General features: G+C 70.5%; 17 protein-coding genes. 5 read left to right on the top strand and 12 right to left on the bottom strand.

The genetic code is table 11. The features are described from left to right. Window positions 1-14: 14 nt before the first annotated feature. Window positions 15-2,969 carry a right-handed parallel beta-helix repeat-containing protein gene (locus IW256_RS39790; protein ID WP_197015855.1) on the top strand — a complete coding sequence of 985 codons (2,955 nt, stop codon included), beginning with the start codon at window positions 15-17 and terminating at the stop codon, window positions 2,967-2,969. 22 nt (window positions 2,970-2,991) lie between these two features. On the opposite strand, the gene IW256_RS39785 is transcribed toward IW256_RS39790, so the two are convergent. The 3 genes from IW256_RS39785 to IW256_RS39775 form a co-directional block, all read right to left on the bottom strand. After that, window positions 2,992-3,276, bottom strand: coding sequence for a DUF1540 domain-containing protein (locus IW256_RS39785; RefSeq protein ID WP_197015854.1), 285 nt, complete (start codon window positions 3,274-3,276; stop codon window positions 2,992-2,994). 210 nt (window positions 3,277-3,486) lie between these two features. Beyond that, window positions 3,487-4,167, bottom strand: a complete 681-nt coding sequence (locus IW256_RS39780) for a response regulator transcription factor (RefSeq protein WP_197015853.1) — start codon at window positions 4,165-4,167, stop codon at window positions 3,487-3,489. Beyond that, window positions 4,164-5,213 carry a sensor histidine kinase gene (locus tag IW256_RS39775; protein WP_197015852.1) on the bottom strand — a complete coding sequence of 350 codons (1,050 nt, stop codon included), beginning with the start codon at window positions 5,211-5,213 and terminating at the stop codon, window positions 4,164-4,166. The genes IW256_RS39780 and IW256_RS39775 overlap by 4 nt, the downstream gene beginning before the upstream one ends. A gap of 203 nt (window positions 5,214-5,416) precedes the next feature. Between IW256_RS39775 and IW256_RS39770 the strand changes: the two genes are divergently transcribed. From IW256_RS39770 to IW256_RS39760, 3 genes are all read left to right on the top strand, one after another. Continuing rightward, window positions 5,417-6,019 carry an SPFH domain-containing protein gene (locus IW256_RS39770; protein WP_197015851.1) on the top strand — a complete coding sequence of 201 codons (603 nt, stop codon included), beginning with the start codon at window positions 5,417-5,419 and terminating at the stop codon, window positions 6,017-6,019. Between the two features lie 61 nt (window positions 6,020-6,080). Next, window positions 6,081-7,595, top strand: a complete 1,515-nt coding sequence (locus IW256_RS39765; protein WP_197015850.1) for a potassium/proton antiporter — start codon at window positions 6,081-6,083, stop codon at window positions 7,593-7,595. Window positions 7,596-7,611: 16 nt separating this feature from the next. Next, window positions 7,612-7,926 (top strand): cation:proton antiporter regulatory subunit, encoded by a 315-nt coding sequence (locus IW256_RS39760; RefSeq protein ID WP_197015849.1) that lies wholly within the window; start codon window positions 7,612-7,614, stop codon window positions 7,924-7,926. Between the two features lie 76 nt (window positions 7,927-8,002). Here IW256_RS39760 and IW256_RS39755 read toward each other — a convergent pair whose 3' ends face one another. The 7 genes from IW256_RS39755 to IW256_RS39725 form a co-directional block, all read right to left on the bottom strand. Further along, window positions 8,003-8,614 carry a hypothetical protein gene (locus IW256_RS39755; RefSeq protein WP_197015848.1) on the bottom strand — a complete coding sequence of 204 codons (612 nt, stop codon included), beginning with the start codon at window positions 8,612-8,614 and terminating at the stop codon, window positions 8,003-8,005. Between the two features lie 20 nt (window positions 8,615-8,634). Beyond that, complete coding sequence (gene hisS, locus IW256_RS39750; RefSeq protein WP_197015847.1) at window positions 8,635-9,957, bottom strand: histidine--tRNA ligase; 1,323 nt, start codon at window positions 9,955-9,957, stop codon at window positions 8,635-8,637. Between the two features lie 563 nt (window positions 9,958-10,520). After that, on the bottom strand, window positions 10,521-10,964 hold the full coding sequence (locus IW256_RS39745) for a hypothetical protein (protein ID WP_197015846.1): 444 nt from the start codon (window positions 10,962-10,964) through the stop codon (window positions 10,521-10,523). After that, window positions 10,906-11,367: a hypothetical protein gene (locus IW256_RS39740; RefSeq protein ID WP_197015845.1), complete on the bottom strand. Its 462-nt coding sequence runs from the start codon at window positions 11,365-11,367 to the stop codon at window positions 10,906-10,908. Before IW256_RS39740 ends, IW256_RS39745 begins: the two co-directional genes overlap by 59 nt. A 306-nt stretch (window positions 11,368-11,673) precedes the next feature. Next, complete coding sequence (locus tag IW256_RS39735) at window positions 11,674-11,850, bottom strand: DUF397 domain-containing protein (protein ID WP_197015844.1); 177 nt, start codon at window positions 11,848-11,850, stop codon at window positions 11,674-11,676. A gap of 112 nt (window positions 11,851-11,962) precedes the next feature. Then, window positions 11,963-12,139 (bottom strand): DUF397 domain-containing protein, encoded by a 177-nt coding sequence (locus IW256_RS39730; RefSeq protein ID WP_197015843.1) that lies wholly within the window; start codon window positions 12,137-12,139, stop codon window positions 11,963-11,965. After that, window positions 12,139-12,945 carry a helix-turn-helix domain-containing protein gene (locus IW256_RS39725; RefSeq protein ID WP_197015842.1) on the bottom strand — a complete coding sequence of 269 codons (807 nt, stop codon included), beginning with the start codon at window positions 12,943-12,945 and terminating at the stop codon, window positions 12,139-12,141. The genes IW256_RS39730 and IW256_RS39725 overlap by 1 nt, the downstream gene beginning before the upstream one ends. Window positions 12,946-13,055: 110 nt before the next feature. Here IW256_RS39725 and IW256_RS39720 point away from each other — a divergent pair, with 110 nt between their 5' ends. After that, window positions 13,056-13,445, top strand: a complete 390-nt coding sequence (locus tag IW256_RS39720) for an ATP-binding protein (protein ID WP_197015841.1) — start codon at window positions 13,056-13,058, stop codon at window positions 13,443-13,445. Window positions 13,446-13,465: 20 nt separating this feature from the next. On the opposite strand, the gene IW256_RS39715 is transcribed toward IW256_RS39720, so the two are convergent. Further along, window positions 13,466-14,149 (bottom strand): hypothetical protein, encoded by a 684-nt coding sequence (locus tag IW256_RS39715; RefSeq protein WP_197015840.1) that lies wholly within the window; start codon window positions 14,147-14,149, stop codon window positions 13,466-13,468. A gap of 176 nt (window positions 14,150-14,325) precedes the next feature. Beyond that, complete coding sequence (locus IW256_RS39710; protein ID WP_307829365.1) at window positions 14,326-15,450, bottom strand: class I tRNA ligase family protein; 1,125 nt, start codon at window positions 15,448-15,450, stop codon at window positions 14,326-14,328. Between the last annotated feature and the right edge of the window lie 43 nt (window positions 15,451-15,493).

Genomic DNA, 15,493 nt, shown 5'->3' with positions numbered 1-15,493 from the left:
ACGAGGGAGGGCGCGTGCGCCGCCTGGTGGTGTCCCAGACCGCCCCAAGGGCCTTCCGTACCATCCTCCAGGCGTTCGAGGCGCCCCTCCCGGCGGGGCTCGGCCGCCACATCCTGGTCGAACCCGGCCAGTACCGGATGGAGGCGGCCTCGTTCTGGGGCACCGCCGTCATCACCGCCGCCGGCGGCCCGGGAACGGTCCTGATCGACGGCGCCGGGGAGCACGACCTGCGGGTCGAGGGCCATGTCACGCTCCAGGGCCTGACCCTGCGGAACTGGCACGACGCCGGCACCGCGCTCCAGGTCACCGGCGGGACCTGCCGCGCCGAGCTGTGCGAGTTCATCAGCGTCTCGGCCAAGACCATCAGCGTCTGGGGCGGGGCGGAGCTGTTCATGCGCCGCTGCACCGTGCGGGACGGCGGGATCGTCTACTCCGACTCGGTCGGGGTGGTCGAGGAGACCGAGGTGATCGGCGCCGGGCTGTGCGGGATCTCCCTGCACAGCGGCAGCAAGGTCACCGTCCGGGAGGTCCGGATCCGGGACGCCGGGGAGCACGGCATCTGGGTGAACTCCGGCTCGTCCCCGCTGATCGAGAACTGCCGGATCGAGGGCGCCAAGGCCGGCGGGATCCTGGTGCAGAACCGCTCCACCGCGGCCGTCCGGGGCGGCAGCGTCCGGCACAGCGCGCAGGGCGGGCTGGTCGTCCGGGACCGGGCCGAGGCGACCGCCGAGGGGCTGGTCGTCGAGGGCGCGGGGGTGGACGGCGTCTGGGTCACGGCGTCGGGCACCCTGACCGCCGACCGGGTCACCGTACGGAACGCCGCGAACAACGGCATCGCCATCGAGGACCACTCCACCGCCCGGTTCGAGGGCTGCGACGTCACCCGCGCCAAGCAGTACGGCCTGCTGGTGCACCGCTCCGCCACCGCCACCTTCGTCGGCGGCGCCCTCGAGTCGTGCGAGTACGGCGCCGCGGTCACCGCCCAGGGGATCATGACGCTGGACCGCGCCAGGGTGACCGGCAACAGCGGCGCCGGGGCCCTCGCCGACCCGGGCGCCGAGATGGTCCTGCGGGACTGCACCATCAGCGGCAACGACGGGCCGGGCATCGTGACCGTGGCGGGCTCCCGGGTCCGTACCGAGGGCACGACCTCGGACGGCAACGCGGCCGACGACCGCCAGGGCGTCGGGGTCGACTCCGAGGGCGAGCCCGTGCCGGCGCCCGCCGAGCCCCCGCCCGCGCCCGCCCCTTCCCAGGCCGAGCCCGCCGCCGCCCCCGCCGCCGCTCCCGCCGAGCAGGGCGTGGACGCGCTGCTGGCCGAGCTGGAGTCCATGGTCGGGCTCCAGGAGGTCAAGCAGGAGATCGGCAAACTGATCAAGTTCATGCGGGTCGCCGAGCAGCGGCGCCGGGCCGGGCTGCCGCAGGGCCCCGCGATGGGGCGCCACCTGGTCTTCTCCGGCGCCCCCGGCACCGGCAAGACCACCGTCGCCCGGCTGTACGGGCGGCTGCTGGCCGCCCTGGGCGTCGTCCAGGAGGGCGCGTTCACCGAGGTGTCCCGCGCCGACCTGGTCGGCAAGGCCCTGGGCGAGACGACGCAGAAGACCACCGCGGTGTTCGGCAAGGCCCGCGGCGGCGTGCTGTTCATCGACGAGGCCTACACCCTGTCCCGGCGGTTCGGGTCGGGCGGCGACTTCGGGCAGGAGGCCATCGACGCGCTGGTCAAGCTGATGGAGGACCACCGCGACGAGGTCGTGGTGGTGTTCGCCGGCTACTCGGCGGAGATGCGCGAGTTCCTGGACGCCAACCCCGGGCTGCGGTCCCGCGTCTCCCGCACGATCGAGTTCGAGAACTACGGCCCCGCCGAGCTGACCGGGATCGTCCGGCGGCTGGCCGGCCAGTACGGCTTCCGGCTGGCCGAGGAGACCGAGCAGGCGCTGCTGGAGCACTTCCGGCAGGCCCGGCGCGGCGAGCACTTCGGCAACGGCCGCGAGGCACGGCGGATCTTCGAGGCCGCCCTCGAACAGCAGGCGCTGCGGCTGGCCGACCGGGAGGACCTCCCCTCCGCCGAGGAACTGGCCCTGCTGCTCCCCGAGGACCTCGACGGCGTCGTCGAGCGCGGCCTGGCCGTCCGGTACGGCGACGCCCGCGACCCCGGCCAGCTCCAGTCGATCATGGACCGGCTGGACGCGATGGTCGGGCTGGCCGAGGTCAAGGGCCGGATCCACGACCTGCTCGACGTGATCGCCGCGACCCGGCGCCGGGAGCAGGCCGGGCTGCCCGCCGACCCGATGCCCGGCCACCTGGTCTTCTCCGGCCCGCCCGGCACCGGCAAGACCACCATGGCCCGCCTGTACGGCGAGCTGCTGGCCGCGCTGGGCGTGCTGGCCCGCGGCCAGGTCGTCGAGACGTCCCGCGGCGACCTGGTCGGCCGGTACGTCGGCCACACGGCCGTCCAGACCACCGAGGTCTTCGAACGGGCCCGCGGCGGCGTCCTGTTCATCGACGAGGCCTACACCCTGTCCCGCCCCACCGGGACCGGCCACGACTTCGGGCAGGAGGCCATCGACACCCTGGTCAAGCTGATGGAGGACCACCGCGACGAGGTGATCGTCATCGCCGCCGGCTACACCGCCGAGATGACCGGCTTCCTCGCCGCCAATCCTGGCCTGGCCTCACGTTTCTCCGGCACCATCACGTTCCCCTCGTACGCGCCGGAGGAGCTGCTGTCGATCCTCGCCCGGCAGGCCGAGGAGTCCGGCTTCGTCCTCCCGGACGACACCGCCGAGGCCGTCCGGGCCCACCTGGACGCCCACCGCGAGGCGTTCGCCCAGGGCAACGCCCGCCAGGTGCGGAAGCTCTTCGAGACCCTCAAGACCGCCCACGCCCGCCGCGTCGCCAGGCTGGAGCGCGGCGGCGTCGAACCGACCCTCGACGACCTCCGCCTCTTCCTCCCCGAAGACGTCCCCTGACGGCCCCCGGGAGGGAGGGCGGTCAGGCGGGGGCGTAGGTGAGGCAGCTCGCCGCGTCCTCCACGTACCCGACGGAGATACCGGGGGCCTGGCACTCCAACCGGACGTTGTGCCGGCAGTCGGCCATCTTGCAGGCGCCGACCCCGCCCACGTTGTCGGGGTCGCCGCCCTTGGTGGACGTGCCGAAGAAGGTGTCGCAGCCAGGGCGCCGAGGGTCACCCACGGTGATCGCCAGGGCATGGCAGGAACGCTGCCTGTTGTACGCACAGTCCTCGACCTCACAGGCCTTGACCTCGGGCATCTCCATCGCGTCCTCCTTGGCGGGTCGAGCCGCGCGCGGCTCCCGAACGGGTCGCTCGTGGACTGCCCCGCCCACCAGATGCTCACTCTGCGTGATCGGCAGTTATTGCCGAGTGTTGACGCCCGCCCGGCGGCGACCGGATGATCACGCTTGCCCGGCGGATGTCCGGCCGCGCCCGGAAGAGCGGCCCCGCCGGGTCGTCCGGCCGCGCCGGTGTCAGGGCTCGATCAGGCCGGCGCGGATGGCGTAGCGGGTGAGCTGGAGCCGGTCGTGCATCCCGAGCTTGGACAGGATGTTGGCGCGGTGGCGGTCGACGGTCTTGACGCTGATGAACAGCGCCCGCGCGATCTCCTTGGAGGAGTTGCCCTCGGCGATGAGCTTGACGATCTGCTCCTCCCGCGGGGTCAGCTGCGCCGTGGCCTCCTCCCGCGCCCGGCCGGCGGCCCGCTCGTCCGGTGACGCGTCACGCCCCAGGTAGTCCTGGATGAGCGTGGCGATGGCCCCGGGGTACAGGAACGGCTCGTCGCGCATCGCCGCGCGGACCGCCTGGATGAGGTCCTGGTCGGCCAGCGACTTCAGGACGTAGCCGACGGCGCCCGCCTTGAGGGCCTCGAACAGGTACTGGTCGTTGTCGTACATCGACAGCATCAGGACGCGCACGTGCGGGCTCTGCAGGGTGATCTCGCGGGCCGCCTGGAGGCCGGTCATGCGGGGCATGGCGATGTCGAGGATCGCCAGGTCCACGCCGTGGCGGGCCAGTTCGACGGCCTCGGTGCCGTCGCCGGCCTCCGCGACGACGGTCAGGTCGGGCTCGGCGTCCAGGATCAGGCGCAGCCCCCGGCGGACGAGCGCGTGGTCGTCGGCCAGCAGGATCCGGGTCGGCTCGGCGGCGGTCACGGCGCGGGCTCCCGCCCGGCCGCGCGGGGGATCGTCAGGACGACCCGGAGCCCGCCCCCCGCCGCCGTGCCCATGGTCAGCCGGCCGCCGACCAGCGCGGCGCGCTCCCTCATGCCGTGGATGCCGGCCCCCTCCCGTACGGGCGGGCCCTTCCCGTCGTCGGCGATCTCCAGGACCAGGTCTCCGTTCCGGCGGCCCAGGGACAGCTCGGCCGCCGTGGCGTGGGCGTGCCGGGCGACGTTGGTCAGCGCCTCCTGCGCGACGCGGTAGACGACGAGTTCGACGTCGTCGCCGAGAGGAGGCAGCGCGGGATCGAGCGCGCGGCGCACCGGAACACCGCCGGCCTTGGAGAACTCGACGGCCAGCGCGGTCAGGGCGCTGAGCAGCCCGAGGTCGTCCAGGACTCCCGGCCGCAGGCGGCGGGCGACGTGCCGCACCTCGTCCAGGCCCGCCCGGACCGTCTCCTGGGCGTTGTGGAGCTGTTCCCGCAGCCCCTCCGGGGCGTGGTCCATGGCGCGCTTCAGGTCCAGCAGCGCCACGGTGAGGCTCTGGCCGATCTCGTCGTGCAGTTCCTGGGCGATCCGGCGGCGTTCGGTCTCCTGCGCCGCCAGCGCCAGCGCGGCGCCGCTGTTGCGGTCGGACTCCAGCCGGTCGAGCAGATCGTTCAGGGTGGCGACCAGGCGGCCGACGTCACCGTCCCCGGTCGAGGGGAGCCGGTCGCCGGTGCGCAGCGCCGCCACCCGTTCGGCCAGCGGCGCCAGCTGGTCCAGCGGGCTGAGGCTGTTGCGCAGCACCACGGCGTTGATCCCCAGCATGAGGGCCAGGCCGGCGGTCAGCACCGGCAGTTCGGCGAGCAGCACGGGGGACGACACCGTCGCCGGGGACAGGGCCAGCAGCGTCAGCCCCACCGCGAAGATCACGCCGTTACCGGCGAAGATCCGCCAGAACAGCCTGGTCGTCGGGGAACGCGCCGATCCGTGCTCCCCTCCACCCGCCGGTGCCCGGACCGTCCGCCGAAGCGCTGCGACGATGCTCCCCCAAGCCATGCGACCAGCCTCGGCCTTCGGACCCGTCCCTGTCCATGGGGGACGCACCCCATCGGGTGGTGCCCGATCTACATAATCGGCCTGCTCGAAATGGCTGTCACACCTGATGGTGCGCGCGCCCGTACGCGGGGCACCCTGGAACGGACCACGAAAGGCCAGGTGAGGGACGTTCCCGAGCGTCGTCTCCGGGAAGGAGGGGTGCCATGACCGACGGGCTTCCGGCGGGCGGCCTGATGGCCGCCGCGACGCGGCCGGACGACACCGTCGCGTGGGGATCGGCCGTCCTGCTCCTGCTCGTCCTGGCCCCGGTACTGGTCGCGATGATGGTACGGGTCGTTCCCGGGGACGAGCGCCTGGTGGTCTCCCGGTTCGGCGGCGCCACCACCGTACGGGGCCCCGGCCGGGTCCTGGTGATCCCGGGCATCGACCGGTGGGTCCGCGTGCCGCTGAAGTGGGAGCCGCTGGACGTGTGGCTGGAGGCGGTCACCCGCGACGGGGCGGTCGTGCGGCTGAAGGCGATCGCCCTGGTCTCGGTCTCCGATCCCGAACGCTTCGCGCTGCGGACGGCCCCGCACCCCTCGGCGGCCGTCAGCGTGATCGTGGAGAGCCAGGTGCGCCGCCACGTCGCCGGGCTGACCCTCGCCGAGCTGGGCGGCTCCGCCTCGGGCCCGGTCGACGCGCCGGCCGATGTCGACGCCGCCGTCGGCGGCTGGGGGCTCTCGGTGTCCCTGCTGGAGATCGTCCGGGCCGACGTCCCGCTGCACAGCGTGCTCCGCTGGGCGGCGGACGGCCGAAAACCCTCCTAGGCACGGTGCGGACGGTCGGTCACGCGGCGCACGACGGGCGCCGCGACAGGGGGAGAACACGATGACCTTGCAGCAGCTCTACATCGCCCTGCTCATCGGCGGCGCGGTGCTGCTGGCGGGCATCACCGCGGCCCGGGTGGCGCACCGGGCGGGACTGCCCAGCCTGCTGTTCTTCCTGGGCCTCGGCCTGCTCATCGGCGAGGACGGCCTGGGGCTGGACTTCGACAACGCCCAGCTCGCCCAGGCGCTCGGCACCGCGGCCCTGGCCCTGATCCTCGTCGAGGGCGGCCTGACCACCTCGTGGACCACCGTACGGCGGCTGCTGATGCCCGCCGGGGTACTGGCCACCGCGGGCGTGGCCGTCTCGGTGCTCGTCACCGCGGCCGGGGCGCACTTCCTGCTGGGGATGGAGTGGCGGCTGGCGCTTCTCCTGGGCGCGATCGTGTCCTCGACGGACGCCGCGGCCGTGTTCGCCGTCCTGCGCACCCTGCCGCTGCCGCCGAAGGTCAGCGGGCTGCTGGAGGCGGAGTCGGGGTTCAACGACGCGCCCACCATCATCCTGGTGCTGCTGTTCAGCACCGCCGCGTCCGAGCTGCCCGGCCCCGGGAGCATCGCCGGCAACCTGCTCTACCAGCTGGCCGTGGGCGCCGTGCTGGGCGTCGTCATCGGCCGCGTCGGCGTCGTCGCCCTGCGGCGCATCGCGCTGCCCGCCACGGGCCTGTACCCGCTCGCCACCGTCGGCTTCGGCATCATCGCGTTCGCCGCCGCCGGAGCGCTCAACGCCAGCGGCATCATCGCCGCGTACCTGTCCGGGCTGGTCCTGGGCAACTCCCACCTCCCGCACCGCGCCGCCACCCGGTCCTTCGCCGAGGGCCTGGGCTGGCTGGCGCAGATCGGCCTGTTCGTGATGCTCGGCCTGCTGGTCACCCCGAGCCGGATGCTGGAGGCGGTCGGGGCGGCCCTGGTGGTCGGCCTGGTCCTGCTGCTGGCCGCACGGCCGATCTCGGTCCTGGCCTGCCTGCCCCCGTTCCGCATCCCGTGGCGCCAGCAGATCTTCCTGTCCTGGGCCGGGCTGCGCGGCGCCGTGCCGATCGTCCTGGCCACCTTCCCGATCGTCGCGGGCGTCGAGGGCGCCTGGCACCTGCTGAACATCGTGTTCGTCCTGGTCGTCGTGTTCACGCTGATCCAGGGGCCGAGCCTGCCGCTGGTGGCACGGCGGCTCGGCCTGATCCGGCCGGACCAGGCCCGCGAGCTGCAGGTCGAGGCCGCGCCGCTGGACGAACTCGGCGCCGAACTGCTGACGGTGACCGTCCCCCCGGGGTCCTGCCTGCACGGAGTGGAGATCTCCGAGCTGCGGCTGCCCGCCGGGGCCGTGGTCAGCCTGATCGTCCGCGCGGGCACCACCCTGGTCCCCGCGCCCGTCACCACCCTGGCCGAGGGGGACGAGGTCCTCGTCGTCGCCACCGGATCCGTACGGGAGGCCACCGAACGGCGGCTGCGCGCCGTGGGCCGCCGCGGCCGGCTGGCCTACTGGCACGGCGAGTACGGCGCCCCGGAGGCCGACCGCACCACCTGATCAATCGGAGGTCATCATGCAGATCACATCAGTCACCGTTCCCGGCGCCGGCGTCCTGCACCACGTCGCGAACCGCCGCGGGCAGCGGCTCGCCGTCCTCGTCCGCCACTCGGGCGAGCGGGAGCTGTTCGTCTACGACACCGCGCCGGAGGGCCCCGTACCCGTACCCGCCGACGGCTCCGACCGTCCCGTCGGCGGCATCGAACTGGACGGCGACGAGGCCGACCAGCTCGCCCAGCTCCTCCAGGACCAGCCCGTCGCGGACCGCCTCGCCGCCCTGGAACGGCGGCTGGCCGAACTCGCCGCGACCGCCCCCCACCACCCCCACTGACCCCCGGCGCTCGCACTGACCCTGGCGAACGAGCAATCAGTGCCCGACAGCCAACTCCCACGTGGTAGCCATCCGACTACTCGTCGAGGTAGAGCAGTGCGGTGATGGTCTTCTTGCAGATGTCACAGTGCATGGGGGCTTCTTCGGAGGCCAGGTCGCACTCGACGGTGGTGACGCGGTCGATGATGCCTGTCGCCGCTTCGGCGGCCCAGGCGTCGCCCCAGCGGCGGTTGCCGGCGCTGAGGTCATCGATGTACCGGGAGGTCATCTCGTAGAAGGCCCGGACGCCGTGTTCTTTCATGTAGCGCCAGTTGAACTGCAACGACAGCAACGCGATCGGGAAGGGGTGCTCGACCAGCCCGTGGGCCCAGCGTTCGGAGACGTCGTCGATGTCCAGGCGCGCCGCGCGCTCGTCCAGGACCTGCCACATCCCGTTCTGGTCGTACTCGGTGAGCACGTCGTCAAGCAGCTTGCGGGCGTTGGCGAGGTTGGCGGTCTTCTTGGCGAACAGGTCGGAGACGGCTCGCGCGAGAGGCTCGTCGGGGCCTTTACGGGCCTGGTCGATGGCCTGCTTGAGCTGGACGGCGTAGGCCGATTCCCAGGACAGGCACTCCCCGAAGGCCGACCAGGGGTCGGGGAACCCCCTCTGCTGGATCGCGGCGAAGATGCGATCGCCTTGCACACCCATCCTTGGCTCCAATCATGGAGTTATCTCGACGGCGCGCACCTCCTTGTGAGATACGCGGCAAGCTCGTCGGCCGGAACCTGTGCCTGCTCCCCCGAGTCCATGTCCCGCACCGTGATCACCCCCGCCTCCTTGTCGGACGCCCCATAAATAAGCGCGAACCGCGCTTTGCGGTCGGCGGCCCACTTCAGCTGCTTGGCCAGCTTGCGGCTGGCGGCCAGATACACCTCGGTCCGCAGGCCGACGTCCCGCAACCGCGCGGCGAACCCCATGACCTCGGACGCGGTGTCCTCGGCGATCACTGTGGCGGCGACATCGATCCGGTGCGCGCCGCCCTCGCCGTCACCGAGCAGCCCGATGATCCGCTCGACGCCGAGGGAGCCACCGCAGGCCGGGACGTCCGGGCCACCGAGCGCGGAGATCAGCCCGTCATATCGGCCGCCGCTGGCGATCGATCCCGGCATCCCTTCTGCCACCACCTCGAAGATGACGCCGGTGTAATAGTCCAGCCCTCGCACCAGACTCGGCGTGAACGCGATCCTGCCCTCGCCCACCTTCGGCGACGCCAGCTCCAACAGCCGGCCGATCTCCTCCAGGCCGGCACGGCCGGCCTCGCTGTCCTTCAGCGCGGTACGCATCCGCTCCACCGCGTCAGGGGCCGTCAGGTCACCCACCAGCGACTCGGCGATGTCCGGGGCCAGCGACCGAGCTTCCACCAGCTCGGCCGCGACCTTCTCCGGCGACAGCTTGTCGAGCTTGTCCAGCGTGATCAGCACCCCACCGCCCAGCTCGGACGGGACGCCATAGACTTCCAGCAGGCCTGACAGCGCCTGCCGCGAGTTCACCAGCACCCGGTACTCACGCAACCCGACCGCGTCCAGCGCATCGGTGAGCGCACACACCACCTCGGCGTCGGCGAGCGGCGACGCCGACCCGACCACATCCACGTCGCATTGGGCGAACTCACGGAACCGACCCTTGCCCGGACGGTCGGCCCGCCACACTTGCCCCATCGCATACCGCTTGTACGGCGTCGGCAACTGCGAGCCGTAGCCGGCGACCACCCGCGCGAGAGGGACGGTCATGTCGTAGCGGAGCGCCAGGTCGGCTTCGCCGGTGGCTTCGTGTTCCCCGCGGCGCAGGATCTTGAAGATCAGCTTGTCACCCTCGTCACCGTACTTACCGGTCAGGGTCTCCAGCCGCTCGAACGCCGGCGTCTGCAACGGCTCGAACCCGTACCGCTCGAACACCCCGCGGATCTGCGCGAAGACATGCTCACGGACGCGCAGCGCACCGGCGAGGAAGTCGCGGGTGCCCGACGGGGGCTCGAACTGCTGTGACGCCATGGCAACTCCTGACCAACGTAACCGAGCAACGAGATAAGACAAGTAATGGAAAACAGTCCATATCCGGACACCGAGCGCGCCCGGAGGCCAACGCCTTCCGATCGTATCCACGGGCTTGCCTCGAACCCGCCGAACCACTGGCGGGCGTCCGGGCGAGTCGGCGATCTCCATGGCCACCCTCCTCAGCCGCCGTCGTCAGTGACTCAGTGCCATGAAGCACAACCCAAGGCAGTCCCTGGAACGGCGGCTGGCCGAACTCGCCGCGACCGCCCCCCACCACCCCCACTGACCCCCGGCGCTCGCCCCGGCCGGGGCGAGACCGCCCCGCGGCCTCGGGCCGATGGCATCGAAGGCTTGCGAAGAACGCAACGGTCAGCGTGCCCGGGGGTTCAACCGGCGGCGGAGGCGGGTTCGGACAGGGAGCCACTCATCACCGAGGATCACGCGGGTGAGCTGCACACTGTGCAGCGGGAGAGGGGAGACCAAGGTCGGCGCGACGGCGCGATAGATGGCCCAAGCCGCTTGCTCCCGGCGCCACGGGCGGCATTTGCGGATAAGGGTGCTCAGCGTGGAGTCTTCGTATTCGCCGCTGAGACGTAAGCCATTTGATCCAACCCTTGATACCGCTCATCGCGAAGCGGGACACCCTGCGCGAGATGCTCCAGGAGAGGTGGGATCTCCGGTTCGTCGGCTAGATCCCCCAGCTCCACCAGGAGCTCCGTCATTTCCCGGGTGAACGCATGGAGAGTGAGGGGCGTCGCCAAGCTCAGCGCCGCTTCGAGATCGGGATCGAAGCTGGCGCTTTGGAGCACACGCCTGGGCCTCACCCATCCCGGCAGCCGGATCGCGGGCATCTGAGTGTCGAGCCACTCCCCCTTGAAACGTACGCCCGTGCGCCACTCGATGATCGCCATCATCACGGCCCGGAAGTCGAAGTAGGAACCCTCCTCATCGTGATTCGCTGCGTAGAGGGGGTCGAGTTCCTCGTCCAGAACGCCGACGTCCATGCCGGTGCGGTCCGTGGGGCGCAGTCCCTCGAACGTCCAGCAGGTGCCCGAGTGCGGCACAGCCAAGAGAACTGAGCGCGTTGATGTTCCAGAAGGCGCTGTGCGCACGGCCACCCTCGCTGAGGTACTCCAGCATGTGGCTGCCCTGGTAGCCGTTGATCTCGATGACGCCCACCGCAGGCCCGACCTTCACCAAGTGCGCGACATGTTGATCGTCGTCCTGGTACGCGGCGTCCCACGGCAGTTCCTCGATGCCGCTGGAAGAGCCGCCCAGACGTTCGGCGACCGTCTCGAGGGTGATCGGCCCGTCGACGGATTCGACGACCGTCCAGCACATCGCCTCGTTGAGCTGGCGTGCGTGAAGAATCTCATCGTAATAGGCGATCGTTTCGTCGTCGCTCATGCCCGCTCCTAGATGCTGCCCACCCAGTACGTCCGCGCCCAAGTCCAAGGTAACGGCCGGGTCCGACAGAACGAGAGGAACGGTCTGCGGCGGAGAACACGTCTCTCAAACAGGCGCCTGCTGGAGCACTGAGTAATAAGGCCCCAGACCGCGGACACCAGCACTGACAGCGGTTGCTGTCCGCACTGGTGCCCTCACTCCGAAGAGTGGTGAAGGCTCGCTAATACTCGCTAATAGAGGAAGGATTAGGTCTCTCACCCACACAGGAGGGCCGCAGTGACCCCTCAGGCGGGCCTGACCCTGGCCCTACTTCTTCAACGCAGTCGTCAACGCCTTGAACACATCCCGACTCACAACGAGATTGGGGCCGTCCGGATTCTTACTGTCACGCACGCCGATACCCTCCGAGAGCCGCGCAACCTCAACGCACTGCCCGGAGGTACCCTGAGACGAGCGGGTTGACTTGCACCACTTGGGACTCATCGCACCGTCTCCCCATACGTAAGGCTCGGTTCTTTAGAAGAGTACGGGGGTGACATCCCTTATACAGGGTGAGGCCCCGGCATTGGTCACCCGGGACCTCACACCGCCATGCCTACTTCTTCAACGCTGCCGTGAACGCCTTGAACACATCCCGACTCACAACGAGATTGGGGCCGTCCGGATTCTTGCTGTCACGCACGCCGATACCCTCCGAGAGCCGCGCGACCTCGACACACTGCTCGGATGTACCTTCGGACGATCGTGCGGACTTCCGCCAGTTAGTAGTCATCACACCATCCCCTCCATCAGCGACTTGATCAGCCTTTGCGAGGAGTGTACGGGGAGAGCGAGATGGCCGATACGTTCGAACCTCGCCCGGAGTTCACGCGCCTCGTCCACTTCGGGGACGAGACGTCCTCCTGTCGGGGCCTCGACGAATCCAACATCTCCTTCCCGGACCGTGAAGATCTTGAACGGGCCGTCGAGTCCCTCATGTGCGCCTGCCTCACGCGGGACTACTCGCACCACCACATTGGGCCGCTGAGACATCACCAAGAGGTGGTCGAGCTGAGCACGCATGATGACCGGCCCACCAACCGGAATGTCTAGGACGCCCTCTGAGAGCAGCACGGACAGCTCGGGCGGATTGGGTCCCTCAAGAATGGCCTGACGGCTCATTCGCCGCGCCACCGTTCCCTCCAGGTCCTTCGGCCGCCCTGCCATCAAGACGGCACGAGCGTAGTCGGGCGTTTGGAGCAGGACTGGGATGATCTGCCCAGCGTAGCTGTAGATCACTGATGCGCGGTTCTCGAATTCGGTCAGGCTTTGTAGCCAGTTCGGGCTGTACCCAAGTCTGGCGTAGTAGAGAGCTGTAGCGAAGAAGTCTCCCGTCCTCCACTCCTTGTCGCACACCGCGGCCTGCTTGTCGGCGAGCTTGGCTTCACCTGACTCCAGTCTGGAAATCGTGGACCGGGCGCAGTTGAGCCTCTTGGCGAGGACATCGCCGGTCTCGCCGCGCTCTATACGGTTCCAACGCAGGGCGTAAGCGATCCACGCCCACATTGATGATCTCGGGTCGGGGGGTTCGTTCGTCACCGGACCTCGCTTTTCTTGATCGCGATTCTTCCGGGGGTTGTTCGGCACCGCGACAAGACTACGCCCAGCGAGGAAGTCTGTGCGCGGAGTCACCGACATCCGGAGGGAACATGGTGGAGACGCCGACGATCGTGCTGAAGGCCGTTCCAGAGGCGATCAAAGAGGCACGGGACTGGGTGGGGATGGTCCTCGGCGCTTGGGGACTGGAAAGCTACACCGCGCGCATCGTCGTGTCCGAAATGGCGACGAATGCGATCATGCATGGTTCGGAGGCCGGCGATCTCATCGTCGTTCGCGCCTATATGCGGAACGGGCTTCCCGTAGTGGAGACGTGGGATCGGTCAGACGATCCACCCCTCATCCGGGCGCCGGGCGATCTCAGCGAGTCCGGACGAGGGTTGCTCCTCATGGAACAGCTCGTCGTTCGCTGGGGAACGCGTCCCCTGAGCGGTGGGGGCAAGGTGGTGTGGGCCGAACTGGAGGCGGAGCGCTCGTCCTGACGGGGTCGCGCCCTGGGACGTCAGCGGGTGCGGTCGAGCCGTGCCGCGACCTCCCGTGCCAGATCCAGCACCAGCGCCCTTTCCTTCTCGCCCGGTTCGGTGTGGGTGCGCGCTGACACGTCCACCACCGCATTGGATGCGCGGAACTTGGCGTGCAGGTCGTAGACATCGGTGCGGAAGACGGTGATCTGAATGGCCATCTGATCGGTGCGGGTGTATCCCTCCTCGCCCAGGTCGACCTTCGTCAGCGTCCTCGCGCGGCTCGGCGACGTGTTCTTCCTCCAGAGCGCGAGGGCCTTCTCCGCGCTGTCCTCCGCCGAGACGGGCCCCTGCCTGCGCTTCTTCGTCTCGACGTGCACCCGCACCGTACGGAAGGGCCGGTCCTGTCCCGTCGGCACGCTGCTCCACTTGCACTGCGACGCGAGATCACCGCCGCTGGTATGCCCCAGCAGCGTCCTCGGCCTCGAATCACCCCGTTCCCTGGCCCCGTTGCGCACGAGCGGCGCCAGCACGGTGGGCGGCGGCATCAGCGTGCAGGCGTCCACCGCCCTGAACCGGCCCTTGGAGGCGAAGATCCCCATGGACCAGCCCGCGGCCCCACCGCAACCCGCGAGGACGGCCACGGACGCGGTGACGGCGATCTGTACCACGCGCCCATGGCTCCGGCGTCGTCCAGGCACCTGCCGGCCCGAGTGATCGATCACGGACGCAAGGGTGCCACGACACCGCAACGCGCACGTTGCCTTGCGGCGAGTCGTCGACTCGGGGCACCCCAAGGCAGCAACTCGCCGCAAGTCAACGTTCGGGCGGGCGCGTCCGCACGGGAACGGCGCGTCCACACGGGAACGGCGCGGGCGGCGGGGCGGCGGGGCGGTGGGGGTCAGGCCAGGGCCAGGACGTTCAGGACGGTGCGGGCCGTCCGGCCTCCCTCCTGTTCGGCGATGTTCAGGGCGGTGTTCACGTCCAGGTCGTCGAGCAGGGCCGCGGTCGCGGCCTCGTCAGCGGACGTGGACATGGACGAGGACGTGGACGAACGGCCTGCGGCGGTGTGCAGGCGGTCCAGGCGGGACGCGGCGGCGGTCAGGTCGGCGGGGTCGTAGTCCCATTCCTGGGCCCACGGGCGCGACAGCAGGGCCAGGCGGATCACCGGGGACGGGTGGTCGCGCAGCAGGTCGGAGGCGAAGACCAGGTTGCCGGTCGACTTGGCCATCTTGGCGCCGTCCTTGCGGACGACGCCGACGTGCATCCAGGAACGGGCGAACGGGCGGACCCCGGTGAGCGCCTCGGCCAGGGCGGCCTCGTAGGCGTGGTGCGGGAAGCGGAGGTCGGCGCCGCCCGCGTGCAGGTCGAGGGCAGGCCCGAAGGTCGCCATGGCCATCGCCGCGCATTCGGCGTGCCAGCCGGGACGGCCGGGGCTCCAGGGGCTGGGCCAGGCCGGTTCGCCGTCGCGGGACGGGCGCCAGACCGCGATGTCGAACGGGTCGTCCTCGAGCGGGTCGCCGGGTTCGTCGGCGAACTCCTCCAGCAGTTCACGGGCCGCCCGCTCGTCCAGGCCCGCCCGGCCGGGGACGTCGCTCCCCCGGAAGTACACCGCCCCTTCCCGCTCGTAGGCGCGACCGAGGTCGAGCAGGGCACCGGCCAGCATGACCACCTCGCGGACGTGGGTGTGCGCGCGGGGCTGGTAGGTGACCGGGTGGACGCCGAGGGCGGCCATGTCCTGCTCGAAGTAGAACTGCTGGACGGCGGCGAAGCTGTCGTAGGGGCTGCCGGCGTGGCGGGCGGCCCTGGTCAGAACGTCGTCGACGTCGGTGACGTTGCGGCAGACCTCGACGGCGTTCCCGGCGTGGCGCAGGACCTGGGCGGCCACGTCGGCCCAGACGAACGTCCTGGCGTGGCCGAGGTGGGTGGTGTCGTAGGGGGTGATCCCGCAGACGTACATCCGGGCGTGCCCGAGGGCGGGCAGCGGGCGTCCGAGGAGCCGGAGCGATGGAACGTCGGAACGCACGGGCGGCCTCCTTCCCTTTGTACGACCGTACGCCTCACCTGCC

The organism is Actinomadura viridis, assembly GCF_015751755.1.
Lineage (GTDB): Bacteria > Actinomycetota > Actinomycetes > Streptosporangiales > Streptosporangiaceae > Spirillospora > Spirillospora viridis.
The sequence above is the reverse complement of the archived record's forward strand: the minus strand, read 5'-3'. Positions and strand labels throughout refer to the sequence as shown.